Annotated in this window: 19 protein-coding genes; 10 read left to right on the top strand and 9 right to left on the bottom strand. The window is 56.2% G+C overall.

The window, feature by feature from the left end; translation table 11 throughout:
* The first annotated feature begins 183 nt into the window (after positions 1 to 183).
* Together ACOKCT_RS01690 and fabA are read left to right on the top strand one after the other, a co-directional pair.
* On the top strand, positions 184 to 1944 hold the full coding sequence (locus tag ACOKCT_RS01690; RefSeq protein WP_156238323.1) for an AAA family ATPase: 1761 nt from the start codon (positions 184 to 186) through the stop codon (positions 1942 to 1944).
* Between the two features lie 68 nt (positions 1945 to 2012).
* Positions 2013 to 2531 (top strand): bifunctional 3-hydroxydecanoyl-ACP dehydratase/trans-2-decenoyl-ACP isomerase, encoded by a 519-nt coding sequence (gene fabA, locus ACOKCT_RS01695; RefSeq protein ID WP_000227926.1) that lies wholly within the window; start codon positions 2013 to 2015, stop codon positions 2529 to 2531.
* A 73-nt stretch (positions 2532 to 2604) separates the two neighbouring features.
* Here fabA and rmf read toward each other — a convergent pair whose 3' ends face one another.
* From rmf to rlmKL, 6 genes are all read right to left on the bottom strand, one after another.
* Positions 2605 to 2772: a ribosome modulation factor gene (rmf, locus tag ACOKCT_RS01700; protein WP_010429337.1), complete on the bottom strand. Its 168-nt coding sequence runs from the start codon at positions 2770 to 2772 to the stop codon at positions 2605 to 2607.
* Positions 2773 to 3027: 255 nt separating this feature from the next.
* Entirely contained in the window at positions 3028 to 3591 is a 564-nt protein-coding gene (gene pqiC, locus ACOKCT_RS01705) for a membrane integrity-associated transporter subunit PqiC (protein WP_103178953.1), read from the bottom strand.
* Positions 3591 to 5228, bottom strand: a complete 1638-nt coding sequence (gene pqiB / locus ACOKCT_RS01710) for an intermembrane transport protein PqiB (RefSeq protein ID WP_420193095.1) — start codon at positions 5226 to 5228, stop codon at positions 3591 to 3593. Before pqiB ends, pqiC begins: the two co-directional genes overlap by 1 nt.
* A 4-nt stretch (positions 5229 to 5232) precedes the next feature.
* Positions 5233 to 6486 (bottom strand): membrane integrity-associated transporter subunit PqiA, encoded by a 1254-nt coding sequence (pqiA, locus tag ACOKCT_RS01715; RefSeq protein ID WP_420193096.1) that lies wholly within the window; start codon positions 6484 to 6486, stop codon positions 5233 to 5235.
* Positions 6487 to 6504: 18 nt separating this feature from the next.
* The gene (locus ACOKCT_RS01720; RefSeq protein ID WP_263951020.1) at positions 6505 to 8412 is read right to left on the bottom strand and encodes an ABC transporter ATP-binding protein; all 1908 of its coding nucleotides are present in this window, start codon (positions 8410 to 8412) and stop codon (positions 6505 to 6507) included.
* Positions 8413 to 8424: 12 nt separating this feature from the next.
* A complete protein-coding gene (rlmKL, locus tag ACOKCT_RS01725) occupies positions 8425 to 10533 on the bottom strand; it encodes a bifunctional 23S rRNA (guanine(2069)-N(7))-methyltransferase RlmK/23S rRNA (guanine(2445)-N(2))-methyltransferase RlmL (RefSeq protein ID WP_103178950.1) in 2109 nt (702 codons plus the stop codon).
* 97 nt (positions 10534 to 10630) lie between these two features.
* Here rlmKL and ACOKCT_RS01730 point away from each other — a divergent pair, with 97 nt between their 5' ends.
* Entirely contained in the window at positions 10631 to 11740 is a 1110-nt protein-coding gene (locus tag ACOKCT_RS01730) for a YcbX family protein (RefSeq protein WP_103178949.1), read from the top strand.
* Here the strand turns inward: ACOKCT_RS01730 and zapC are convergent.
* The gene (gene zapC / locus ACOKCT_RS01735) at positions 11737 to 12273 is read right to left on the bottom strand and encodes a cell division protein ZapC (RefSeq protein ID WP_103178948.1); all 537 of its coding nucleotides are present in this window, start codon (positions 12271 to 12273) and stop codon (positions 11737 to 11739) included. The two genes, ACOKCT_RS01730 and zapC, sit on opposite strands and share 4 nt — an antisense overlap.
* 167 nt (positions 12274 to 12440) lie before the next feature.
* Positions 12441 to 13451, bottom strand: coding sequence for a quinone-dependent dihydroorotate dehydrogenase (gene pyrD / locus ACOKCT_RS01740; RefSeq protein ID WP_103178947.1), 1011 nt, complete (start codon positions 13449 to 13451; stop codon positions 12441 to 12443).
* A 248-nt stretch (positions 13452 to 13699) separates the two neighbouring features.
* Between pyrD and ssuE the strand changes: the two genes are divergently transcribed.
* Genes ssuE through ssuB form a run of 5 tightly spaced genes read left to right on the top strand, consistent with a single transcriptional unit; the run spans position 13700 to position 17940 of the window.
* The gene (ssuE, locus tag ACOKCT_RS01745) at positions 13700 to 14275 is read left to right on the top strand and encodes an NADPH-dependent FMN reductase (RefSeq protein ID WP_103178946.1); all 576 of its coding nucleotides are present in this window, start codon (positions 13700 to 13702) and stop codon (positions 14273 to 14275) included.
* Positions 14268 to 15230 carry a sulfonate ABC transporter substrate-binding protein gene (locus ACOKCT_RS01750; RefSeq protein ID WP_418936629.1) on the top strand — a complete coding sequence of 321 codons (963 nt, stop codon included), beginning with the start codon at positions 14268 to 14270 and terminating at the stop codon, positions 15228 to 15230. The genes ssuE and ACOKCT_RS01750 overlap by 8 nt, the downstream gene beginning before the upstream one ends.
* Complete coding sequence (gene ssuD, locus ACOKCT_RS01755; protein WP_420193097.1) at positions 15227 to 16372, top strand: FMNH2-dependent alkanesulfonate monooxygenase; 1146 nt, start codon at positions 15227 to 15229, stop codon at positions 16370 to 16372. The genes ACOKCT_RS01750 and ssuD overlap by 4 nt, the downstream gene beginning before the upstream one ends.
* Positions 16373 to 16381: 9 nt before the next feature.
* A complete protein-coding gene (gene ssuC / locus ACOKCT_RS01760; protein WP_420193098.1) occupies positions 16382 to 17173 on the top strand; it encodes an aliphatic sulfonate ABC transporter permease SsuC in 792 nt (263 codons plus the stop codon).
* On the top strand, positions 17170 to 17940 hold the full coding sequence (gene ssuB, locus ACOKCT_RS01765) for an aliphatic sulfonates ABC transporter ATP-binding protein (protein WP_214421795.1): 771 nt from the start codon (positions 17170 to 17172) through the stop codon (positions 17938 to 17940). Before ssuC ends, ssuB begins: the two co-directional genes overlap by 4 nt.
* Before the next feature lie 156 nt (positions 17941 to 18096).
* Here ssuB and pepN read toward each other — a convergent pair whose 3' ends face one another.
* Positions 18097 to 20709, bottom strand: coding sequence for an aminopeptidase N (gene pepN, locus ACOKCT_RS01770; protein ID WP_420193099.1), 2613 nt, complete (start codon positions 20707 to 20709; stop codon positions 18097 to 18099).
* A 264-nt stretch (positions 20710 to 20973) separates the two neighbouring features.
* Here pepN and pncB point away from each other — a divergent pair, with 264 nt between their 5' ends.
* Positions 20974 to 22176: a nicotinate phosphoribosyltransferase gene (gene pncB, locus ACOKCT_RS01775; RefSeq protein ID WP_103178940.1), complete on the top strand. Its 1203-nt coding sequence runs from the start codon at positions 20974 to 20976 to the stop codon at positions 22174 to 22176.
* Between the two features lie 162 nt (positions 22177 to 22338).
* Positions 22339 to 23739, top strand: a complete 1401-nt coding sequence (asnS, locus tag ACOKCT_RS01780; RefSeq protein WP_103178939.1) for an asparagine--tRNA ligase — start codon at positions 22339 to 22341, stop codon at positions 23737 to 23739.
* The last annotated feature ends 560 nt before the right edge of the window (positions 23740 to 24299 follow it).

Genomic DNA, 24299 nt, shown 5'->3' on the forward strand with positions numbered 1-24299 from the left:
GATCTCAGTGTGACCGTGTAACTGTGTTCAGAATATCAGTTTTTTAGCAATCTGCTGAAAAGAAATCATATCCTGTGACACGCGGTGACGCATTCCTGCCCGGAAACCCCGATTCCCTCATGTGCAGAGCCTGCGCCTTACGGTATACTCCATCGTTTTACTTCTGACTAAAAAACATCAACTTTGACCATTACGAAACTTGCATGGCGTGACCTTGTTCCGGATACCGACAGTTATCAGGAACTGTTTGCACAGCCAGATCTCGCGAAAGAAGACGAATACATCCTCAGCGACACTCAGCCCCGTTTGCATTACGCGCTGGAGCAGGTGTTAAGCCCATGGGCTACCTCACCATTCATGTTGTTGAAAGCGCCAGACGAAGCGGAGTATCTGAATCTTCTGGCAGATGCCATGCGGCAGCTGCAGCCAGAAGCCGGAACGGTCTTTGGTGGTGAGTACCGCATCGATGGGCATACCGTTACCTTTGAACCCGCCACCGTACCCGATGGCCGTTTTGCTGTCACCGGCAACATCGTCCAGGCGGGCTGGACAGAAGCAGAGCAGCTGTTCGGCTGTCTGCGCCAGTTTAACGGTGAACTTACCCTGCACCCCGGTCTGGTTCATCAGGCAAACGGCGGCGTGCTGGTTATCTCCCTGCGCACGCTGCTTGCTCAGCCGCTTCTGTGGATGCGCCTGAAAAACAGCGTTAGCCAGCAGCGCTTCGATTGGGTGGCCTACGACGAGTCGCGCCCTCTTCCGGTCGCTGTGCCCTCTATGCCGCTCACCCTGAAAGTGGTGCTCATCGGCGATCGCGAAGCGCTGGCGGATTTCCAGGAGATGGAACCCGAACTGGCCGACCAGGTGGTCTACAGCGAGTTTGAAGAGAGTACCCAGATTGCGGATGCTGAAGATATGCAGCAATGGCTGCAGTGGGTTTACGCCGTCTGCCAGCGTGCGCAGCTGCCAACGCCTGCTGCCGATGCCTGGCCGGTGCTGATCCGCGAAGCGGTCCGCTATACCGGCGATCAGGAGACTCTGCCGCTTTGTCCTCTCTGGCTTGGCAAACAGCTGCGTGAAGCCGCAGCCATGACCGAAGACGATACGGTCACCGGCGAACAGCTCTCCCAGATGCTGGTGCAGCGCGAATGGCGTGAAGGCTATCTTGCCGATCGCATGCAGGATGAGATCCTGCTTGAGCAGATCCTGGTTGAAACCGAAGGCGAACGCGTCGGGCAGATCAACGCTCTGTCGGTAATTGAATTCCCTGGCCACCCGCGCGCCTTTGGCGAGCCGTCGCGTATCAGCTGCGTCGTGCATATCGGCGACGGTGAGTTTATCGATGTCGAACGCAAAGCCGAGCTGGGCGGGAATATTCACGCCAAGGGCATGATGATCATGCAGGCCTTCCTGATGTCGGAACTGCAGCTCGAGCAGCAGATCCCCTTCACCGCCTCGCTGACCTTCGAGCAGTCCTACAGCGAAGTGGATGGCGACAGCGCCTCGATGGCAGAGCTGTGTGCCCTCATCAGCGCCCTGGCCGATGTGCCGGTGAATCAGAGCATTGCGATCACCGGTTCCGTGGACCAGTTTGGTCGCGCGCAGCCGGTCGGCGGTCTGAATGAGAAGATCGAGGGCTTCTTTACCGTTTGCCAGCAGCGTGGGCTGAGCGGTAAACAGGGTGTGATCATTCCTCTTCCGAACGTGCGTCATCTCAGCCTCAGTCAGGAACTGCTGAAGGCGGTAGAAGAGGAACAATTCAGCCTCTGGGCCATCGAAGACATTACAGATGCGCTACCCTTACTGACAAACCTGGAGTGGGACGCCGAGGGGCAAACCACACTGATGCAGACTATCCAGGAACGAATTGCGCAGGCAACGCAACAGGAAGCGCGCCACCGTTATCCCTGGCCGTTACGCTGGTTGAACTGGTTCACGCCAAACTGATCGGACTTGTTCAGCGTACACGTGTTAGCTATCCTGCGTCCTTCACTAAAATAAGGCATACTGAGAACATGGTAGATAAACGCGAATCCTATACAAAAGAAGATCTTCTTGCCTCTGGTCGCGGTGAACTGTTTGGCGCGAAAGGCCCGCAGTTACCGGCCCCGAACATGCTGATGATGGACCGTGTCGTGAAGATGACGGAAACCGGCGGCAACTTCGATAAGGGTTACGTAGAAGCAGAGCTCGATATCAACCCGGACCTGTGGTTCTTTGGCTGCCACTTTATTGGCGATCCGGTGATGCCAGGCTGCCTGGGTCTGGACGCGATGTGGCAGCTGGTTGGCTTCTACCTCGGCTGGCTGGGTGGCGAAGGCAAAGGCCGCGCGCTGGGCGTGGGTGAAGTGAAATTCACCGGTCAGGTTCTGCCGACCGCGAAAAAAGTTACCTACCGTATTCACTTCAAACGCATTGTTAACCGTCGCCTGATTATGGGCCTGGCGGATGGCGAAGTGCTGGTCGACGGGCGTCTGATCTACACCGCGAACGACCTGAAAGTGGGTCTGTTCCAGGACACCTCCGCATTCTGATTGTTGCTTTTACCAGAGCATATAAAGGCGAAACCTCCGCAGTGCGGAGGTTTCTTTTTTTAAAGAGACGCTATCAAGCAAGTACTGCCCTGTCTCCGATGGCTTCTCGCCAGCCCCCTAACCATTGTGACCTCTGATTCAAGGTCTGATAGGGACACATTTCTTTTGAACGTCCGGCGATGCCAGCCTGATAACCACGTTGATGAGCCCTTTCAAGGCGATCTCGTTTCTGTCTCTTCATGCCTCGTTTCCCTCATTATTTGATCTGGTGGAAAAGAAAACAGTGATTACAAAATGTGCAATCACAGATAACGAATACCCTGATTACCGCCGAGCGTCAATGCGCAAAATTCACGCCAGTGTCATAAATGTGAGCTACACAAAAGTTCATTTGTACAAAAATTGTGACACGGCACAAGTAACCGCCTGAGGGGCAAACGAAAAAAAAGCCGCAATTAGCATCAAGCTAAGTGCGGCTCCGTGCGATGAATTTTACTTATGGCAGTCGGGAGATCTCTCTCGCAATGCTGGCAGACTCCTGCGCCCAGCCCTGGGCCAGCACTTTTACCATCTCATCGTAACCATCTTTCTGCTGGATCAGCTCCAGATGGAAAGGTCGTTTGATCAGCTGACCCTGATGGTTCAGCAGCCACTCCCCGCTGACGATCACCCTGCCATCATAGCGCCCGTGGAAGCCAGTGACATTGACGTTAAGCGTATCCTGGTCGCTTCCCAGCGGCTGCGAGGCTACCACCCATCCCGGCAGTTGGCTGCCAAGGTTGGCGACCAGCGTGTTACGCAGCTGCTGATCCAGCGGGCTGGCCCAGAGATTGTTGCTGGCGATGACGTACTGCACATCGCTGGTCTGATAGACCACGCCATTACCGGCGAGATAATCAGGGACCGCTACCTGTTCGACCCACAGCAGGCGGTTCCCCTGGCTGGCCGTCGTTTGCCCGCCCGCCTGCGCTGCCAGCGGCAGCTGATAATAGCTCTTGTTCTCTGATGCGCTACAGGCGGTCAGAAGCGCTACTGCGGTGATGATTAGCCATTTTTTCATTACTTAGCCCCCTTCGGCTCAGGGTCCTTTTTCTCTTTTGCTTCGAATACCAGCGCATTGCTCTTGGTATTCAGCGTTTTCAGTACCGGCTGGAGCTCACGCAGAACCTGATCGAGGCGCTGCATATCCGCCACCATCTTGTTATATGCCGCGGAGCCCGGCTGGAAGCCCTGCATACTGCGGTTCAGTTCACGCAGCGTCTTCTGCATGTCCTGCGGCAGCTGCTGCATCGACTGGCTGGCGGTCAGCTTGTTGAGATTATCCAGCGTGGCCTGCAGTCGGCGCATCGTCGCCTGGCTTTCACTAAGCGTGTTGGTGGCCTGCTGAATCATCGGATTGAGCGGCAGGTTGTTGATCTTATCCAGCGTTTCCATCAGACGCTGTTGGATCTGCGCCAGGCCACCGCTAACGGTCGGGATAATTTTATACCCGCCAAACTCGCGGATCGCTTTTAGCGGCGGCTCTTTCGGGAAGAAGTCCATATCCACATACAGCGCCCCGGTCACCAGATTACCGGTTTTGAGCGAGCCGCGCAGGCCGCGCTTCATCAGCCCGTCGATATGCTGAGCAATGTCCGGCGTATCGCCAACCTGATTAATCAGCCGCTCCGGCTCAATGCGGATCAGCACCGGAATACGGTAGTCATCATCCAGCACCTGGCGCATACCCGGCGCAAAGAACGGCACCTTAGCGACGGTTCCGAGACGGATACCGCGGAATTCAACCGGCGCGCCCGGCTGCAGGCCGCGGACAGAATCTTTGAAGAACATCAGGTAGTCGATATGGTCGGTATAGAGCGAATCCTGAATGCTTCTCTGATCGTCATAGAGCTTGAATGCCGTGTGCTGCGCCACCGGCTGGCCCTGATCCAGCCCTTCCGGCACGTCAAAACTGACGCCACCGCCGAAGAGCGTAGAGAGTGAGCCCATTTCGACGCGCATACCGGCTGAGGTTAAGTCCACGGCGATACCGCTGTCTTTCCAGAAACGCACGTTGCTGGTCACCAGGCGATCGTTAGGCGCATTGATAAACAGCTGGTAACTGATGGTGCGTTTTTGGGTGTCAAACGTGCTGGTTTCAACGGAACCCACGCGATAACCGCGGAACAATACCGGATCGCCCGGACTCAGCTGGCCCGCTTTTTTACTGTCGAGGATGACGCGGATCCCCTTCGCATCGGGTGGGGCCAGCGGCGGTGAGTCCAGCAATTGATATTTCGCTGGCTGGACGCCCTTTTTGCCCGGTTGCAGTTCAATATATGCCCCGGATAATAACGTGCCCAGACCGCTGATGCCTTCGCGGCCCACCTGCGGTTTCACCACCCAGAACACCGAGTCGCCGTGTAGCAGCTTCTCCATGCCAGCGTGGAGACGGGCTTTGATCTCTACGTGTGTCAGGTCATCAGTCAGGGTCGCGCTTTCGACGACCCCCACATCCACGCTGCGGCTTTTGATGGTGGTTTTACCGCCCTCAATGCCCTCGGCATTGGTGGTGATTAACGTCACTTCCGGACCCTGATGGCTGTAATGATAAAACAGGATCCAGGCACCGATCAGGGCAGTCACGATGGGGAAAATCCACACCGGCGACCAGTTTCTGACCTTCTGCACTTTCGCCTCTCCGCTTCTCTTTTCCATGCTTTTATTCATCCTCATGGCTCGACGCTGGCTCACGATCCCAGGATAACCGAGGGTCGAAAGTCATGGCCGCAAACATGGTCATAATCACGACCAATGCAAACATCACCGCTCCGATGGCGGGATAGATACTCATTAATCCGCCTATACGCACCAGCGCAGAGAGGACGGCAATCACAAAAACGTCAATCATTGACCAGCGCCCGACAAACTCCACGACTTCATAGATCAGATGCATCCGCTCGCTGTCACGCTTGCCGTGTCCTTTGGCATCCCAGCAGAGCCAGGCAATCGCAATCATTTTGAGCGTGGGGACCATAATACTGGCGATAAAGATCACCAGCGCAACCGGATAGGAGCCTTCACTCCATAGCAGTACAACCCCGGCCATGATAGTCGATGGCATTCTATCGCCCAGCAGGTCGGTAATCATAATCGGCAGTATGTTGGCCGGGAGATAGAGGATCATGGAGGTAATAAGCAGTGCCATGGTCCACTGAAGACTGTTTTTACGCCGCACATGCCCTTTTGTTGCGCAACGCGGGCAGACATACTGGTCGGCAGGAAGGATCGCTGTGCAGCAGGCGCATAAGCGCAAATTTTGGTTGATTCCCGGCACACCGGGTTGCAGCGTTTGCGGCAATACGGGCGCAGGAGCGATATCGTCCCATGCCCAACGGCGATCCACGCACTGAAACGCGCGTAGTTGCAGGATACAGAACAGGCACCAGGGAATAAAACTGCTGCCAATGCCGATATCGCCGTAGGCCATCAGCTTAACAAAGCTCACCAGAATACCGGCTAAGAAAATCTCCGCCATCCCCCAGCTTTTCAACTGGAACAGGATCCGCGCCAGCCTGATTTTCAGTGCTCCGGGCATATGCGCCCGGTTCACGAGAAGTAAGATAACCACCAGGCAAAACGCCGGTACGATCTGGACGAAAAGTAAAAAGAATGTTCCCAGACTGGCGTAATTCTCTGAGAACATCACGCGGGGTATCTCCAGCAAATGGACTTCGCTGGTGATCCCCCCCACCTTCATATTAATAAAGGGGAAAAGATTGGAGAGAAAGAGCATAAACAACGCAGCAATGGCATAAGCAGTAGGACGCTGCCGCGGCGCGTCCCACTCTGTTGTCAGCGTTGTCCCGCAGCGCGGGCATGCCGCTTTGTGGCCATGCTCGAGCACCGGAAGCGCCACGAGCATATCGCACTGTGAGCATAAAATATGCCGGTCGGCATGGTGATGTTCACACATACTGGCTCCATGTTTAACTTATGCGCCGTTTTTCAGAGCCTCAAGATATTCCCAGCGTTCAAATGCCTCTTCCAGCGCCTGCTCAGCCTGGGCCATATCGGCCAGAACTTTTTGAGTATAGTCATGCGGCTGGCTGAAGAATGACGCGTCTGCCACCTGAGCCTGCAAACTTTCCAGACTGGCTTCGAGCTCTTCCAGACGCTGCGGCAAGCCTTCCAGTTCGCGCTGAAGGTTATAGCTTAATTTGGCCGTGGTGCGTTTGCTATTTTCTGCTTTTGGAACAGCAACTTCCGCTTCCACCTTCGCTTTTGACTGTTTTGTCGCCTGCGATTGTGCCTGCTGCCCACGGGCATCGTGATAACCGCCCACATACTGACCAATTCGTCCCTGGCCTTCGAAGATCCAGCATTCGGTGACGGTGTTATCCACGAACTGACGATCGTGGCTGACCAGCATCACAGTTCCCTGATAACTATCAATCAGTTCTTCCAGAAGTTCCAGCGTTTCAACGTCAAGATCGTTGGTCGGTTCGTCAAGAATAAGCAGGTTGCTGGGTTTCAGGAACAAACGCGCCAGTAACAGGCGGTTACGCTCCCCACCAGAGAGGGCGCGCACCGGGGTCATCGCCCGTTTGGGATGGAACAGGAAGTCCTGCAGATAGCCCAGCACGTGGCGCGGCTTACCGTTCACCATCACTTCCTGCTTGCCTTCGGCGAGGTTGTCCATCACCGTTTTATCCGGATCCAGCTCAGCGCGGTGCTGGTCGAAGTACGCCACTTCCAGCTTGGTACCGCAGTGGATGCGGCCGCTATCTGCCTTAAGTTGATCCAGCATCAGCTTCAGCAGCGTGGTCTTACCGCAGCCGTTCGGGCCGATAAGGGCGATTTTGTCGCCGCGCTGAACCTGGGCGGAGAAGTCCTTCACCAGCACCTTGCCGTCGACCTGGTAGTTGACGTTTTCCATCTCAAAGACGATTTTGCCTGAACGGCTCGCCTCTTCGACCTGCATCTTCGCGCTGCCCATCACCTCGCGGCGTTCACTGCGCTCGCGGCGCATCGCTTTCAGGGCACGGACGCGGCCTTCATTACGGGTACGACGCGCTTTAATGCCCTGACGGATCCACACCTCTTCCTGCGCCAGCTTGCGGTCAAACTCTGCGTTTTGTAGCTCCTCTACCCGCAGGTTTTCCTCTTTTTCCAGCAGATAGGTGTCGTAATCGCCCGGATAGGTCACCAGCTTGCCGCGATCGAGATCGACAATACGGGTCGCCATATTGCGGATAAACGAACGGTCATGAGAGATGAAGATGATGGTGCCGTTGAAGGTTTTCAGGAACCCTTCCAGCCAGTCGATGGTTTCGATATCCAGGTGGTTGGTCGGCTCATCAAGCAGCAGCACTTTCGGCCCGCTGACCAGCGCCCGGCCCAGCGCCGCCTTACGCAGCCAGCCGCCAGAAAGAGAGGCCAGCGGCATGTCCGCTTCCAGACCTAACTGCGCCAGCACTTCGTTAATGCGGTTTTCCAGCTGCCACAGGCCATGATGATCCAGCAGCTCCTGCAGGCGCGCCATCTCATTCAGGTTTTTGGTGCTGGGATCGGTCATCACCAGATGTGAGATCTCGTGGTAGCGCTTCAGGTATTCGGCCTGCTCTTCGATGCCTTCGGCGACAAAATCGTAGACGCTGCCCTGAACGTTGCGCGGCGGATCCTGCTGCAGACGCGCCACAACCAGATCCTGTTCGTTAATAATGCGCCCGTCATCCAGCCCCTGCTCGCGGTTGAGGATCTTCATCAGCGTCGATTTTCCGGCGCCATTACGCCCCACCAGACAGACACGTTCGTTATCTTCGATATGCAGCTCAGCATTATCGAGAAGCGGCGCGTCGCTGAACGACAGCCACGCCCCATGCATACTAATTAATGACATTTACTTTTCCTTTCAGACCGCGGTAATCAGCCAGCAGTTATGGATCTGACGGTTACGGGCAAAATCCTGGGACAGGGTTTTTTGACTGATCTCTTGTGCTTTCAGCCCCAGCTTTTCCAGCCCTTCATGATCCATGCGGAAACCGCGTTTGTTGTTCGAGAACATGATCGTGCCGCCTTTACGCAGCATACGTTTGAGATCTTTCATCAGCGCAATATGGTCGCGCTGGACATCGAAAGACTCTTCCATGCGTTTGGAGTTAGAGAAGGTCGGCGGATCGATAAAGATCAGATCGAACTGCTCTTCGGTTTCACGCAGCCAGCCCAGCACGTCAGCCTGCAACAGGCGGTGCGCGCGGCCGGTCAGGCCGTTAAGGCGCAGGTTGCGCTCCGCCCACTCCAGATAGGTGCGGGACATATCCACGGTGGTAGTGGTACGCGCACCGCCCAGGCCGGCATGTACGCTGGCGCTGCCGGTATAGGAGAAGAGGTTCAGGAAGTCTTTACCTTTACTCATCTGGCCCAGCATGCGGCGGGCAATGCGGTGGTCGAGGAACAGCCCGGTATCGAGATAGTCGGTGAGGTTCACCCACAGGCGCGCGTTGTATTCGCCTACTTCGATAAACTCGCCCTTGCTGTTCATCTTCTCATACTGGTTTTTACCCTTCTGACGCTCACGGGTTTTAAGGATCAGTTTGTTTGGCGCAATATTCAGCACGCTGATGGTCGCGGCAATAATATCAAGCATACGCTGACGGGCTTTCTGCGGATCGACGGTTTTAGGCGGGGCATACTCCTGCACAACCACCCAGTCGGCGTAGCGATCGACCGCCACGTTGTATTCCGGCAGATCGGCGTCATACAGGCGATAACATTCAATGCCTTCCTGCTTCGCCCATTTTTCAAATTTCTTCAGGTTCTTGCGCAGGCGGTTGGCGTAATCTTCCGCGATGGTGGCAGGTTTGCTGTCCGCCTCTTTCTCGGCCAGATGGTAATTTTTCTGCACACAGTCCAGCGGACCGTTTTTGGCCTTGAACTGGCGCTCGGCGCGCAGTTGCAGGCAGCTCAACAGCTCAGGGGAGGCGCTGAACAAAGAGAGGTTCCAGCCGCCAAACAGATCCTTCATGGTGCGCCCCAGCAGGCTATGCAGGGCAATCAGCGCAGGCTCGCTGTCCAGACGTTCGCCGTAAGGCGGGTTGCTGATTACCGTGCCGTACGGGCCTTTTGGCAGCGGATTGGTGAGCTGGGAAACGTCTTTAACCTCAAAGGCGATCAGCTCGCCGATCCCGGCGCGGCGGGCGTTGCTGCGCGCGCGTTCAATGACGCGGGCGTCGCTGTCAGAACCATAGAAGCGGGATTCATAGGCTGCCAGCCCGGCACGTGCGCGCGTCTGGGCTTCGGCTTTTACCTCCTGCCAGATGGCCTCGTCGTGCTGAGCCCAGCCCTTAAAGCCCCACGCGCCGCGATGCAGGCCAGGCGCGCGGTCGGTTGCCAGCATCGCCGCTTCGATAAGCAGGGTACCGGAACCACACATCGGATCGAGCAACGGCGTACCCGGCAGCCAGCCGGAACGCATCACGATGGCGGCCGCAAGGTTCTCTTTGATCGGCGCAATACCGGCACGATCGCGGTAGCCGCGCTGGTGCAGGCCTTCGCCACACAGATCCAGCGCAATGCTGGCAACTTCTTTATTCAGGCGAACGTTGATGCGCAGGTCCGGATTTTCACGATCGACGTTCGGACGCTCCAGATTTTTGCGCGTGAAACAGTCGACGATGGCATCTTTGACCTTCAGCGCCCCGTACTGGCTGTTACGGATCTCATCGTTCAGGCCGCTGAAGTGCACGGCAAAAGTGGCGCCTGGGGCAAAAATCTCTGTCCAGTCGATAGTTTGCACGCCAATATAAAGATCGAGATCGCTATAAACCTTGCACTCTCTCATCGGCAACATGATGCGTGAGGCCAGGCGGCTCCACATCAGGCTCTGGTAAATAAGCCGCGTGTCGCCCTGAAAATGGACACCACCCTGAACCACCTGGCACTCTTGCGCGCCCAGATTTTCCAGTTCAGTTTTTAACAGCTCTTCCAGCCCACGGGCCGTACTGGCAAACAGAGAATTCATATCGTCACTTTTACTCTAAGAAAATTGCTGCGCATTATAGCCAATCTGGGCTCTATGTCATAAAGTTGAGGGCTTATTTTCATTTGAGGGCTGCGCCGTGGCGACGTTATCCAGGCTTTTCATTCATCCGGTTAAATCCATGCGCGGTATTGGGCTCACGCATGCCCTTGCCGATGTCAGCGGTTTTGCCTTTGATCGCATTTTTATGGTCACAGAGCTGGATGGCACATTTATTACCGCACGCCAGTTCCCGCAAATGGTTCGCTTCATCCCGGCGCCGGTTCAGGATGGTCTCCATCTGACTGCGCCGGATGGTTCCAGTAGTATCGTCCGTTTCAGCGATTTTGCGCCAGCGGATGCGCCCACCGAAGTCTGGGGCAACCACTTTACCGCCCGTATCGCCCCGGACGCGATCAACCGCTGGCTGAGCGAATTCTTTTCCCGCCCGGTTCAGCTCCGCTGGGTTGGGCCGGAGCTGACGCGACGCGTGGCTAAGTTTGCCGCGGTGCCGCTCTCTTTTGCCGACGGATTCCCGTATCTGCTCACAAACGAAGCCTCGCTGCGCGACCTGCAACAGCGCTGCCCGGCCAGCGTGCAGATGGAGCAGTTCCGCCCGAACCTGGTGGTGACAGGCGCTGCCGCCTGGGAAGAGGACACCTGGAAAGTGATCCGCATCGGCGAGGTCATTTTTGACGTGGTGAAACCCTGCAGCCGCTGCATCTTTACCACCGTCAGCCCGGAGAAAGGGCAGAAACACCCGGCTGGCGAACCGCTAAAAACCCTGCAATCTTTCCGCACCGCGCAGGATAATGGTGATGTCGATTTCGGCCAGAACCTGATCCCGCGCTCCAGCGGAGTGATCCGCGTGGGCGACGAGGTGGAGATCCTCTCGACCGCCCCGGGCCGTCTCTACGGTGCAGGCGCCGAAGAAGAGGCCAGCGACGTGGAAGTGCAGCCTGCAACGGCTGTGACCATCCAGTGGCAGGGGCAGACCATTCGCGGTAACAATCAGCAGGTGTTACTGGAGCAGCTTGAACAGGCCGGGATTCGCGTGCCCTACTCCTGCCGTGCGGGGATTTGCGGATGCTGTCGCATTACGCTGGTTGAGGGGGAAGTGAGCGCGCTGAAGAAATCGGCCATTGGCAGCGACGGCACAATCCTGTGCTGTAGCTGCGTACCGAAAACGTCGTTACAACTCGAGGCTTAAACGGCCTGTTCCAGGCTGAAGCTGACCGGTTGCGGTTTCAGCCTGTCATTCATCACTTTAATCGGGTCGCCCAACTGCATGGTGCGCCCGGCAATGGTCACCGCGGGCTGCGCCAGTAAACAGAGCGCAGCGTTGTCGCCCGGCTCCACCACCAGCAAATTCACCTGCTCACCATTTTCGCTCAGGCTGACACAGGCGGCATCACCGATAACCGGCGTCCAGCGTTCACCGTGGGCAAGAAAGTGCCAGCTTTTTGGCATCTGGGGTTTGAGGAAGCGGATCGCCACCAGCGCATTGAGCACCAGTTCAGCACGCTGCTCTTTCGACAGTTCCAGGTCACGGCACTTCTCTTCAAAAGAGAAATAGAGTGCGGCATCATCGACGCAAAAACCGGTATCGGCAAAGGCGTCCGGGGTTAACATCCGGCGGGCAAAACGCGAACGAAACAGCATACCATTGGCCAGATCGAGCATCATACGATCGTGCTCTTCGCAGAAATACCAGCGCCAGTTATCGTCAGGTTTAATTCGCATCTGTCTCTCCCGTGCCCGAAACGTCCTGTCGTAAGAAAGTCCTTATTGCCGCTTCGTTTTTTTAACCTCAGTAATCAAAGACTACTATGTCTAATAAAGCAACAGTCCGGGAATATAAAACAACCAGAGCTGGAAATAAAGCCCTGGTTGTCAGTCATGCTAAAAGGTTAGAGGTGATTAACGATTTCTTTAATCAGCGGCGGACCTTTAAAAATAAAGCCGGAATATATCTGAACAAGCGAAGCGCCAGCAGCCATTTTTTCACGGGCGGCGATGACTGAATCAATCCCGCCAACCCCAATAATCGGTAAGCGGCCATTTAATTCCTGCGACAGACGACGAATTATTTCGGTGCTTTTTAACTGCACCGGGCGTCCGCTCAAGCCACCCATTTCATCGCAGTGCTTCATCCCCTGAACTAAAGTGCGGTCGAGCGTGGTATTGGTAGCGATAACACCATCAATATTATGACGAACTAAACTGTCGGCCACCTGAATCAGCTCTTCTTCACTCAGATCCGGCGCAATTTTAACGGCGACCGGCACATATTTATGGTGCGTCGCCTGGAGTTCATTTTGCTTATTTTTGATGGCGGTTAATAAGTCGTCCAGCGCTTCGCCGTATTGCAGGGTACGCAGACCTGGCGTGTTAGGCGAGGAGATATTCACCGCAATATATCCGGCATAAGCGTAGACTTTCTCCATGCAGATCAGGTAGTCATCTTTGCCCTGCTCGACCGGCGTGTCTTTATTTTTGCCGATATTAATGCCTAATACACCGTCGAAATGGGCCTTTTTCACATTTTCAACGAGATGATCGACACCGAGATTATTAAACCCCATGCGGTTAATCAGCCCCTCGGCTTCTACCAGGCGGAACAGGCGTGGCTTGTCGTTACCCGGTTGCGGACGCGGTGTGACGGTACCAATTTCGATGGAGCCGAAGCCCATCGCACCCAGTGCATCAATGCACTCGCCATTTTTATCCAGCCCTGCCGCCAGACCCAATGGGTTTTTAAAGGTTAACCCCATACAGGTGACCGGCTTATCCATCACTTTCTGGCGCACCAGCGCTTCGAGCGGGGTTCCCGTAATACGGCGTAACTGCTGGAATGTTAATTCATGAGCGCGCTCAGGATCGAGCTGGAAAAGGGCTTTACGAACGAAGGGGTAGTACATGAACTCTCCTGGATTCCCGGTGTGCAAACCGGGGGCGTATTATCTGCGATCGCAGCGGGAAAGGGAATTGACCTGAGGCAAAAAAACCCCCGTGCCGCGCAATCGTTTACTTTTCACTCCTCCTTTATTCAATTTTCGGCATTTATCTTGCGGATAAATCATTTAGCGGAATAAGCCAGCGGTGCCACACTGCCAACAAATGTTATCAATGTTAGATAAAAGCGAATAATTGGTTATAAGGAGCATCTATGCGCGTCATTACGTTGGCCGGCAGTCCGCGATTCCCTTCCCGCTCCAGCGCACTGCTGGAGTACGCCCGGGAGCAGCTTACCTCTCTGGATGTGGAGGTGTTCCACTGGAATCTACAAAATTTTGCCCCGGAAGATCTGCTCTATGCCCGCTTCGACAGCCCTGCGCTGAAGGCGCTGAATGAACAGTTAAAAGAGGCCGATGGGCTGATCGTCGCCACGCCGATCTATAAAGCCTCGTTCTCCGGTGCCCTGAAAACCCTGCTGGATCTGCTGCCGGAGCGCGCGTTAGAGGGCAAAGTCGTCCTGCCGCTGGCGACGGGCGGCACTGTGGCCCACCTGCTGGCGGTGGATTACGCCCTGAAACCGGTGCTCAACGCCCTGAAAGCCCAGGAGATCCTGCACGGCGTCTTTGCCGATGATTCTCAGGTCATCGATTACCAGCACAAGCCGCACTTTACCCCAAACCTGCAAACCCGCCTCGACAGCGCGCTGGAGACCTTCTGGCAGGCGCTGCATCGCCGCGACGTGCAGGTTCCAGCCTTTGGTCTTCAGAAAGGAGTCGCCCATGTTTAAATCCCTCGCACGCCTGAGTCTGGCAAGTCTGGTGGCTCTCTCCGCACTGGCGCATGGCGCTGAGCCCGCACCCGACAATCTGCGTATTGGCTATCAGAAAGGCAGCGTCAGTATGGTGCTGGCGAAAAGCCATCAGCTGCTGGAAAAACGCTACCCGGACACCAAATTCTCCTGGGTCGAGTTCCCGGCCGGCCCGCAGATGCTGGAGGCGCTGAACGTAGGCAGTATCGATCTCGGCAGCACGGGCGATATCCCGCCAATTTTCGCCCAGGCCGCCGGCGCGGATCTGCTTTACGTCGGCGTTGAGCCGCCAAAACCGAAAGCCGAAGTGATCCTGGTGCCTGAAAATAGCCCGATTAAGAGCGTGGCGGATCTGAAAGGCCACAAAGTGGCTTTCCAGAAAGGCTCCAGCTCCCACAACCTTTTACTGCGCGCGCTCCAGCAGGCTGGCCTGACCTTTCAGGATATTCAGCCGGTCTACCTCTCCCCGTCGGATGCCCGCGCCGCTTTCCAGCAACAGAATGTCGATGCCTGGGCTATCTGGGACCCTTACTACTCTGCGGTGCTGCTGCAGGGGGGTGTGAGAGTACTGAAAGATGGCGAAACCCTGAAACAGACCGGCTCTTTCTACCTTGCCGCACGCCCCTATGCCGAGAAGAACGGTGCCTTTATTCAGGGCGTGCTGGATACCTTTAGCGAAGCGGACGCCCTCACCCAGAGCCAGCGTCAGGCCAGTATCGCCCTGCTGGCAAAATCGATGGGTCTGCCGGAGCCGGTCATTGCTACCTACCTTGACCATCGCCCGCCAACCGTCATCAAACCGGTGGATGCGAAAATCGCCGTGTTACAGCAGCAAACCGCCGACCTGTTTTACGACAACCATCTGGTACCGAAAAAAATCGTTATTCGCGACCGCATCTGGCAGCCCACTGCCTCGAAAGGAGATAAATCATGAGTCTGAATCTGTTCTGGTTTTTACCTACCCACGGCGACGGTCATTATCTTGGCACCGACGAGGGTGCTCGTCCGGTGGATCATGCTTATCTCCAGCAGATCGCCCAGGCCGCCGATCGGATTGGTTTTACCGGGGTGCTGATCCCGACAGGTCGTTCCTGCGAAGATGCGTGGCTAGTGGCGGCGTCGATGATCCCGGTGACCCAACGCCTGAAGTTTCTGGTGGCCCTGCGTCCCAGCGTGACCTCCCCGACGGTAGCCGCACGCCAGGCCGCGACCCTCGACCGTCTGTCGAATGGCCGCGCACTCTTTAACCTGGTGACCGGCAGCGATCCGCAGGAGCTGGCAGGGGATGGCGTCTTTTTGGATCACACCGCGCGGTACGAAGCCTCCGCGGAATTCACTCAGGTCTGGCGTCGTCTGCTGGAGGGTGAGAGCGTCACCTTCGAGGGCAAGCATATCCATGTGCGTGACGCGAAACTCTACTTCCCGCCGATCCAGCAGCCGCGTCCGCCGCTCTATTTTGGCGGTTCATCGGACGTTGCCCAGGATCTGGCCGCCGAACAGGTGGATCTCTACCTCACCTGGGGCGAACCGCCGGCGCTGGTAAAAGAGAAAATCGAACAGGTGCGCGCCAAAGCCGCGGCGTTGGGTCGTAAAGTCCGCTTCGGCATTCGTCTGCATGTGATTGTGCGCGAAACCACTGAAGAGGCGTGGCAGGCCGCCGACCGCCTGATTTCGCATCTGGACGAAGACACCATTGCCAAAGCGCAGGCCGCCTTTGCCCGCACCGACTCCGTGGGGCAACACCGAATGGCCTCCCTGCACAACGGTAAAAGAGAGAATCTGGAGATCAGTCCGAACCTGTGGGCCGGCGTGGGGCTGGTGCGCGGCGGTGCGGGTACCGCATTAGTGGGTGATGGTCCGACCGTGGCGGCGCGCATTAATGAGTACGCTGACCTCGGTCTCGACAGCTTTATTCTCTCCGGTTATCCGCATCTGGAGGAGGCGTACAAGGTGGGTGAACTGCTGTTCCCGCATCTGGATGTCGCCATTCCGGAGATCCCGCAGCCGCAACAGCTGTTGCAGCAGGGCGAAGCGGTCGCCAACGAATTTATTCCGCGTAAAGTCGCCCAGAGCTAAGGAGAACGCATGGCTCATTCTTCCCGAAAATGGCTGCTGCGCATTGCACCCTGGCTGCTTCCCGCAGGCATTGTGCTTATCTGGCAACTGGCCTCCTCCGTGGGCTGGCTCTCCAGCCGCATCCTGCCGTCGCCGGAGGGCGTTGTGGAGGCGTTCTGGTCGCTGAGCGCCAGCGGCGAGCTGTGGCAGCATCTGGCGATCAGCGCCTGGCGCGCGGTGATTGGTTTTTCCATCGGCGGGTCGATTGGCCTGACGCTGGGGCTGATCAGCGGTCTCTCCCGCTGGGGTGAGCGTCTGCTGGACACCTCGATTCAGATGCTGCGCAACGTGCCACATCTGGCGCTGATCCCGCTGGTGATCCTCTGGTTTGGCATCGATGAGACGGCGAAGATTTTTCTTGTGGCCCTCGGCACGCTCTTCCCGGTCTACATCAACACCTGGCACGGCATTCGTAATATCGATCGCGGGCTGGTGGAGATGGCGCGCAGCTACGATTTGTCCGGCTTCGCCCTGTTTATCCACGTTATCCTGCCGGGCGCCCTCCCCTCCATTATGGTCGGCGTGCGCTTCGCCCTCGGTCTGATGTGGCTGACGTTAATTGTGGCGGAAACCATCTCCGCCAACTCGGGTATCGGCTACCTGGCGATGAACGCCCGCGAATTCCTGCAGACCGACGTGGTCGTGGTGGCCATCGTTCTCTACGCCCTGCTCGGCAAACTGGCGGATGTCAGCGCCCAGTGGCTGGAACGCCGCTGGCTGCGCTGGAATCCGGCCTACGCGATAAAGGAGGCACATGCATGAATACAGCTCGCTTAAACCAGGGGACGCCGCTGTTGCTCAATGGCGTGACCAAACGCTACGGCGAAAACACCATTCTGAACGAACTGGAGCTGCATATTCCCGCCGGGCAATTCGTGGCGGTGGTGGGCCGCAGCGGCGGTGGCAAAAGCACCCTGCTGCGCCTGTTGGCCGGGCTGGAAGCGCCAAACAGCGGCGAACTGCTGGCCGGGAACACCCCGCTGGCGGAGATCCAGGACGATACCCGGATGATGTTCCAGGATGCCCGACTGCTGCCGTGGAAACCGGTAATCGATAACGTGGGGTTGGGGCTGAAAGGCGACTGGAAAGCGCAGGCATTACAGGCGCTGGTCGCCGTCGGGCTGGACAATCGCGCCGGGGAGTGGCCTGCCGCCCTGTCAGGGGGACAGAAACAGCGCGTGGCGCTGGCCAGAGCGCTGATCCATCGCCCGGGGCTGTTGCTGCTGGATGAGCCGCTGGGGGCGCTGGACGCCCTGACGCGGATTGAGATGCAGGAGCTTATCGTCTCGTTATGGCAGGAGCACGGCTTTACGGTGCTGTTGGTGACCCACGATGTGAGCGAAGCCGTTGCCATGGCGGATCGGGTACTGCTCATTGAGGAGGGCAAGATTGGGCTGGATCTGACGATTGACCTTCCTCGCCCTCGCCGGGTGGGTTCGGCACGGCTGGCGGAGCTGGAAGCGGAGGTCCTGGATCGGGTGATGAAGCGTGGGGTAAAGGAGCGGCAGTTGATTACGGCTAATGCCTGATGCCCTCACCCTGACCCTCTCCCACAGGGAGAGGGAGGGTAACCGTAGGCCCGGTAAGCTTAGCGCCACCGGGCATCAGGCCGCACAGCATTGCCGGGTGGCGGCTTCGCCTTACCCGGCCTACAAAACAGAACCCAGGCCGGACCCGGCTTTCTGTCAGGCCAGCGCCTTGCTGATCTTCTCGTAGAGATCGCCGGAGAGGTTCTCCAGCCCTTTTAGCTGCTCCAGCGCGGCACGCATCTTCGCCTGACGCTTCTCATCGTAGCGTTTCAGACGGATCAGCGGCTCAATCAGACGCGACGCTACCTGCGGGTTACGGCTGTTGAGCTCGGTCAGCATCTCCACCATAAACTGGTAGCCACTGCCATCTTCCGCATGGAAGGCGGCCGGGTTGCTGCTGGCAAAGGCGCCAATCAGGGAACGGACGCGGTTCGGGTTGCTCAGAGTGAACGAACGGTGATTGAGCAGGCTGCGCACCTTGTTCACCACATCCGCCGCCGGGCTGGTGGACTGCAGGATGAACCACTTATCCATTACCAGACCATCCTGATGCCATTTGTCGTCATACTCCTGCATCAGGGCATCACGGCACGGCAGCTCTGCGGCAACGCTGGCAGCCAGCGCAGCCAGCGCATCGGTCATGTTGTCGGCCGTGTGATACTGCTTGCTGACCAGTTCGTCGGCGAGCGCCGTCTCCCCAAATGCCAGATAGCGCAGGCAGGTGTTACGCAGTGAGCGTTTGCCAATATCGGCATGCTCAACCCGATAGGCGTCCAGTTTATGGTGGTTGTAGACCGCCAGGAACTCATCCGCCAGCTCGGTTGCCAGGGTACGGGTCAGGGCCTCACGCACCGTCGCGATAGCGATCGGATCGATAATCTCAAACAGCTCGGCGATTTCGTTTACCGACGGCAGGGTAAGAATTTCAGCCGCCAGCGCCGGATCGATCTTCTCATCTAACAGAATGGCGCGGAAGGCGTCGGCAACATGCGCCGGTACCGACAGCGGCTGCCCCTGCTGATGACGATTGACGTTCAGCTTGATATAGGTCGCCAGCAGGCTCTGCGCCGCATCCCAGCGGGAGAAGTCATTGCGTGCATGACGCATCAGGAAGGTCAGCTGCTGATCGCTCCACTTGTACTCCAGCTTAACTGGCGCAGAGAACTCACACAGCAGCGCAGGTACCGGCTGGAAATAGACGTTATCAAAGATGAAGGTCTGCTCGGCCTGAGTCACGTTCAACACGTTATGCACCGGATGGCCGCCTTTTTGCAGCGGGATCACCTTGCCTTCGTTATCGTACAGCTCAATGGCGAACGGAATATGCAGCGGATGCTTCTCTTCCTGTTCAGCCGTTGGCGGCGTGCGCTGGCTGATGGTCAGGGTGTACTGCTCGGTTTCCGGGTTGTAGTCGTCTTTAACGGTCACGATCGGCGTACCGGCCTGGCTGTACCAGCGGCGGAAGTGAGAGAGATCGATGTTAGAGGCATCTTCCATCGCCTGAACGAAATCGTCGCAGGTGGCGGCGCTGCCGTCATGGCGTTCGAAATAGAGCTGCATCCCTTTCTGGAAATTCTCTTCGCCCAGAAGGGTGTGGATCATACGAATAATTTCAGAACCCTTTTCATACACCGTCAGGGTGTAGAAGTTGTTCATCTCAATCACTTTATCCGGGCGGATCGGGTGCGCCATTGGGCTGGCGTCTTCGGCAAACTGCAGGCCGCGCATGGTGCGCACGTTATTGATGCGGTTCACCGCCCGCGAGCCGAGATCGGAGCTGAACTCCTGATCGCGGAAGACGGTTAAGCCCTCTTTCAGGCTCAGCTGGAACCAGTCACGGCAGGTGACACGGTTGCCGGTCCAGTTATGGAAATACTCGTGGCCGATGACGCGCTCGATATCGAGGTAGTCTTTATCGGTGGCGGTATCGGTACGCGCCAGCACATATTTGGAGTTAAAGACGTTGAGGCCCTTGTTCTCCATCGCACCCATATTGAAGAAGTCGACGGCGACGATCATATAGATGTTGAGGTCATACTCGAGACCGAAACGCTCTTCATCCCACTTCATGGAGTTGATAAGCGAGGTCATCGCCCACGGGGCGCGGTCGAGGTTGCCGCGATCGACAAACAGCTCCAGCGCCACTTCACGGCCTGAACGGGTGGTGAAGGTGTCGCGCAGAACGTCAAAATCACCCGCCACCAGCGCAAACAGGTAGCACGGTTTCGGGAACGGATCCTGCCACTGCACCCAGTGACGGCCATTTTCCAGCTCGCCCTCGCCCACGCGGTTGCCGTTGGAGAGCAGGAACGGATAGGTGGCTTTATCGGCGATGATTTTGGTGGTAAAGCGGGCCAGTACATCCGGGCGGTCAAGATACCAGGTGATGTGACGGAAACCTTCAGCTTCACACTGGGTGCAGAGCGCCACGCCCGACTGGTATAACCCCTCCAGTGCGGTGTTAGACGCCGGGCTAATCTCGTTAACGATGCGTAACGTAAAACGTTCCGGCAGGTTATCCAGCACCAGCTGGTTATCTTCTTCTTTATAGTCGGTCCATGGGGTGTCATTTACATGAACCGACACTAAGGTCAGGTCTTCGCCGTCAAGACGCAGCGGCACCGCCGTGGCGTTGTGACGCGTCACCTGGCTTACCGCCGTCACAACGGTTTTTGTGGCATCCAGGTCAAAAGTCAGATCGATATCGCTAATCAGGTAATCCGGCGCACGGTAGTCGTGGCGGTATTTGGCTTGAGGCTGTTGTGTCATAGAAAACCTTTTGCATCGTTTGTCGAATAACGAACCAGTCTATTCCTGTTGTCTAAATCGCGCTATGCAGAATGTTCATCTTTTCAGTCACAAACACTCTATTTGCTACATTTTTATAACACGCGGCACGAAATGCTCTCGACCCTGAACCAGGCTTATGGTGTGATCGGGGTTCAATAAATCGCTAAACAAGGTATACTCCAGCGGTTTCATTAGTCGTTTATTGTACTAAACGCTCCCGTGAGAGGATGCTACTGCGCACCTATGACTCAATTCGCTTCTCCTGTTCTGCATACGCTGCTGGATACCGACGCGTACAAACTGCATATGCAGCAAGCCGTTTTCCACCAATACCACGACGTACAGGTCGCGGCTGAATTCCGCTGCCGTGGTGACGATTTGCTGGGGATCTATGCTGACGCCATCCGTGAGCAAGTCGACGCAATGCAGCATCTTCGTCTGCAGGATGATGAATTCCAGTGGCTTTCCAGCCTGCCCTTCTTTAAAGAAGATTACCTTCAGTGGCTGCGCAATTTCCGCTACGACCCGAAACAGGTCAACATCAGCAACGATAATGGCAAGCTACATATTCGCCTTGAAGGTCCGTGGCGGGAAGTGATCATGTGGGAAGTGCCCCTGCTGGCGGTAATCAGCGAGCTGGTGCACCGCTTCCGTTCACCGGAGGCGAGCGTTGAGCTGGCTCTGACGACGCTGGAACAGAAGCTGGTTGATTTTGCCCGGCTGACCGACTCGCTGGATATGTCGCGTTTCCGTCTGATGGATTTTGGCACCCGTCGCCGTTTCTCCCGCGAGGTGCAACAGGCCATTGTCGAGCGTTTGCAGCAGGAGCCGTGGTTTGTCGGCACCAGCAATTACGATCTGGCCCGCCGTCTGAACCTGACCCCAATGGGCACCCAGGCGCACGAGTGGTTCCAGGCGCATCAGCAGATCAGTCCGGAGCTGGCGACCAGCCAGCGTGCGGCGCTGGCCGCCTGGCTTACAGAGTATCCGGCGCAGCTCGGCATCGCCTTAACCGACTGTATTACCATGGACGCCTTCCTGCGCGATTTCGGGCCTGAGTTCGCCAACGCCTATCAGGGGCTACGCCATGACTCCGGGGATCCGCTGGAGTGGGGTGAGAAAGCGATTGCCCATTATCAAAAGCTGGGCATCGACCCGATGAGCAAAGTGCTGGTCTTCTCAGATAATCTCGACCTGCCAAAAGCGGTAGGCCTGTACCGACACTTCTCCTCGCGCGTAAATCTGGCCTTTGGGATCGGCACCCGTCTGACCTGCGATATTCCGCAGGTAAAACCGCTGAATATCGTGATTAAGCTGGTGGAATGTAACGGCAAGCCGGTGGCGAAGCTCTCCGACAGCCCGGGCAAAACCATTTGTCATGACAAAGCCTTCGTGCGGGCACTGCGCAAAGCGTTCGACCTGCCTCAGGTAAAAATCGCCAGCTAATCTCTTCGGGGAGCCTGCCGCGCTCCCTTCTCTTATTTATTTCCTATTTCTTCTCTTATGATTGCGAAATCTGCTTGTCTGATGGCGGATGCCAGGTAACATAGATATCCCCCTGTTTAGGGGGATACAGATTTTATTTTTGGACAACATAGAGAGACTATTATGAGCGTTGTGCCTGTAGCCGACGTACTCCAGGGCCGCGTAGCCGTTGACAGCGAAGTCACCGTGCGCGGATGGGTGCGTACCCGCCGAGATTCAAAAGCTGGCTTTTCATTCCTCGCCGTCTATGACGGTTCCTGCTTTGATCCTGTACAGGCCGTAATTAATAATTCTCTGCCCAATTACAATCAGGAAGTGCTGCGTCTGACCACGGGTTGCTCCGTTGTCGTCACCGGTAAAATCGTGGCTTCTCAGGGCCAGGGTCAGAGCTATGAACTGCAGGCCACCTCCATTGAAGTGACCGGCTGGGTTGAAGATCCAGATACCTACCCGATGGCGGCAAAACGCCACAGCATCGAGTATCTGCGCGAAGTGGCTCACCTGCGCCCGCGTACCAACATGATTGGTGCCGTGGCCCGCGTTCGTCATACGCTTGCACAGGCGCTGCACCGCTTCTTCGACGAGCAGGGTTTCTTCTGGGTCTCCACGCCGCTTATCACCGCCTCTGATACCGAAGGCGCAGGCGAGATGTTCCGCGTCTCCACGCTGGATATGGAAAACCTGCCGCGCACGCCAGAAGGCAAAGTGGATTACGACAAAGATTTCTTTGGTAAAGAGGCCTTCCTGACCGTGTCTGGCCAGCTGAACGGCGAAACCTACGCCTGTGCGCTGTCTAAGATCTACACTTTCGGCCCGACCTTCCGTGCTGAAAACTCCAACACCAGCCGCCACCTGGCAGAATTCTGGATGCTGGAGCCAGAAGTGGCCTTCGCCGATCTCAATGATGTTGCGGGCCTGGCAGAAGCGATGCTGAAGTATGTCTTCAAGGCCGTGCTCACCGAGCGTGCAGACGACATGAAATTCTTCGCCGAGCGCGTCGACAGCGATGCGATTGCCCGTCTGGAGCGTTTCGTCTCTGCTGACTTTGCGCAGGTGGATTACACCGATGCCGTCGCGATCCTCGAGAAATGCGGTGAGAAGTTCGAGAACCCGGTTTACTGGGGCGTTGATCTGGCTTCCGAGCATGAACGTTACCTGGCCGAGAAACACTTCAAGGCGCCAGTAGTAGTTAAAAACTATCCGAAAGACATTAAGGCGTTCTATATGCGCCTTAACGAAGATGGCAAAACCGTTGCCGCGATGGACGTGCTGGCGCCGGGCATCGGTGAAATCATCGGGGGTTCTCAGCGTGAAGAGCGTCTGGATGTGCTGGATGCGCGTATGGCTGAAATGGGCCTCAACAAAGAGGACTACTGGTGGTATCGCGATTTACGTCGCTATGGCACCGTGCCGCACTCCGGTTTCGGGCTCGGTTTTGAGCGTCTGATTGCCTATGTCACCGGTGTTCAGAACGTGCGTGATGTTATTCCTTTCCCGCGTACTCCGCGCAGCGCAACCTTCTAATCCCGTAATACTCAATGGCCAGCTATGCTGGCCATTATTTTATCCTGCCGTGTCAACTTGTGTCAGTTGAAAGTCAGCATCTTTAAAGCGCAACCCCGCCAGATCCTCTACAGTGTTACGCTTTATTTCCATGAAACATCTTTGAATAAAAAATAAACCCTATTCTTATTGCGCCTAATCTCTTTCTTAAGCATTAGCACATTTTTCGCACAAACTCCCGGCTATCCAGACGTCCATCTCCAGAAATAAGAAAAATTGTTCGCTAATGCTTCGGATCATAAAAAAAGTCATTATCTGAAATTAAGATAAGCAATTCATATAGATAGAATATGTGAAGCTTTAAATTTAGCCATTCAACTCTGAACTTTGAGGTGCCTCACAAAGTTCCTTAAAATTCACATTTAGTTACACATATTTTCTTATTGTAACTGATTCTTTATGTTTGTAGCACTTTCAGGCTAGCGAAACCGCTATTTGAATGGAAAGATGCCTGTCAGACACATAAAGACACCAAACTCTCATCAATAGTTCCGGAAATATTTATTGACAGAATTTATTGA

This window comes from Leclercia sp. M-A074-M, assembly GCF_965195605.1.
GTDB lineage: Bacteria > Pseudomonadota > Gammaproteobacteria > Enterobacterales > Enterobacteriaceae > Enterobacter.

Coding starts and splice junctions, on each gene's coding strand:
- rlmKL (WP_103178950.1), bottom strand. CDS start 10,533: ATGAATTCTCTGTTTGCCAGTACGGCCCGTGGGCTGGAAGAGCTGTTA.
- ssuE (WP_103178946.1), top strand. CDS start 13,700: ATGCGCGTCATTACGTTGGCCGGCAGTCCGCGATTCCCTTCCCGCTCC.
- pqiB (WP_420193095.1), bottom strand. CDS start 5,228: ATGGAAAAGAGAAGCGGAGAGGCGAAAGTGCAGAAGGTCAGAAACTGG.
- asnS (WP_103178939.1), top strand. CDS start 22,339: ATGAGCGTTGTGCCTGTAGCCGACGTACTCCAGGGCCGCGTAGCCGTT.
- pncB (WP_103178940.1), top strand. CDS start 20,974: ATGACTCAATTCGCTTCTCCTGTTCTGCATACGCTGCTGGATACCGAC.
- pyrD (WP_103178947.1), bottom strand. CDS start 13,451: ATGTACTACCCCTTCGTTCGTAAAGCCCTTTTCCAGCTCGATCCTGAG.
- zapC (WP_103178948.1), bottom strand. CDS start 12,273: ATGCGAATTAAACCTGACGATAACTGGCGCTGGTATTTCTGCGAAGAG.
- ssuD (WP_420193097.1), top strand. CDS start 15,227: ATGAGTCTGAATCTGTTCTGGTTTTTACCTACCCACGGCGACGGTCAT.
- fabA (WP_000227926.1), top strand. CDS start 2,013: ATGGTAGATAAACGCGAATCCTATACAAAAGAAGATCTTCTTGCCTCT.
- pqiA (WP_420193096.1), bottom strand. CDS start 6,486: ATGTGTGAACATCACCATGCCGACCGGCATATTTTATGCTCACAGTGC.
- ssuB (WP_214421795.1), top strand. CDS start 17,170: ATGAATACAGCTCGCTTAAACCAGGGGACGCCGCTGTTGCTCAATGGC.
- pepN (WP_420193099.1), bottom strand. CDS start 20,709: ATGACACAACAGCCTCAAGCCAAATACCGCCACGACTACCGTGCGCCG.
- ACOKCT_RS01750 (WP_418936629.1), top strand. CDS start 14,268: ATGTTTAAATCCCTCGCACGCCTGAGTCTGGCAAGTCTGGTGGCTCTC.
- ssuC (WP_420193098.1), top strand. CDS start 16,382: ATGGCTCATTCTTCCCGAAAATGGCTGCTGCGCATTGCACCCTGGCTG.
- ACOKCT_RS01720 (WP_263951020.1), bottom strand. CDS start 8,412: ATGTCATTAATTAGTATGCATGGGGCGTGGCTGTCGTTCAGCGACGCG.
- rmf (WP_010429337.1), bottom strand. CDS start 2,772: ATGAAGAGACAGAAACGAGATCGCCTTGAAAGGGCTCATCAACGTGGT.
- pqiC (WP_103178953.1), bottom strand. CDS start 3,591: ATGAAAAAATGGCTAATCATCACCGCAGTAGCGCTTCTGACCGCCTGT.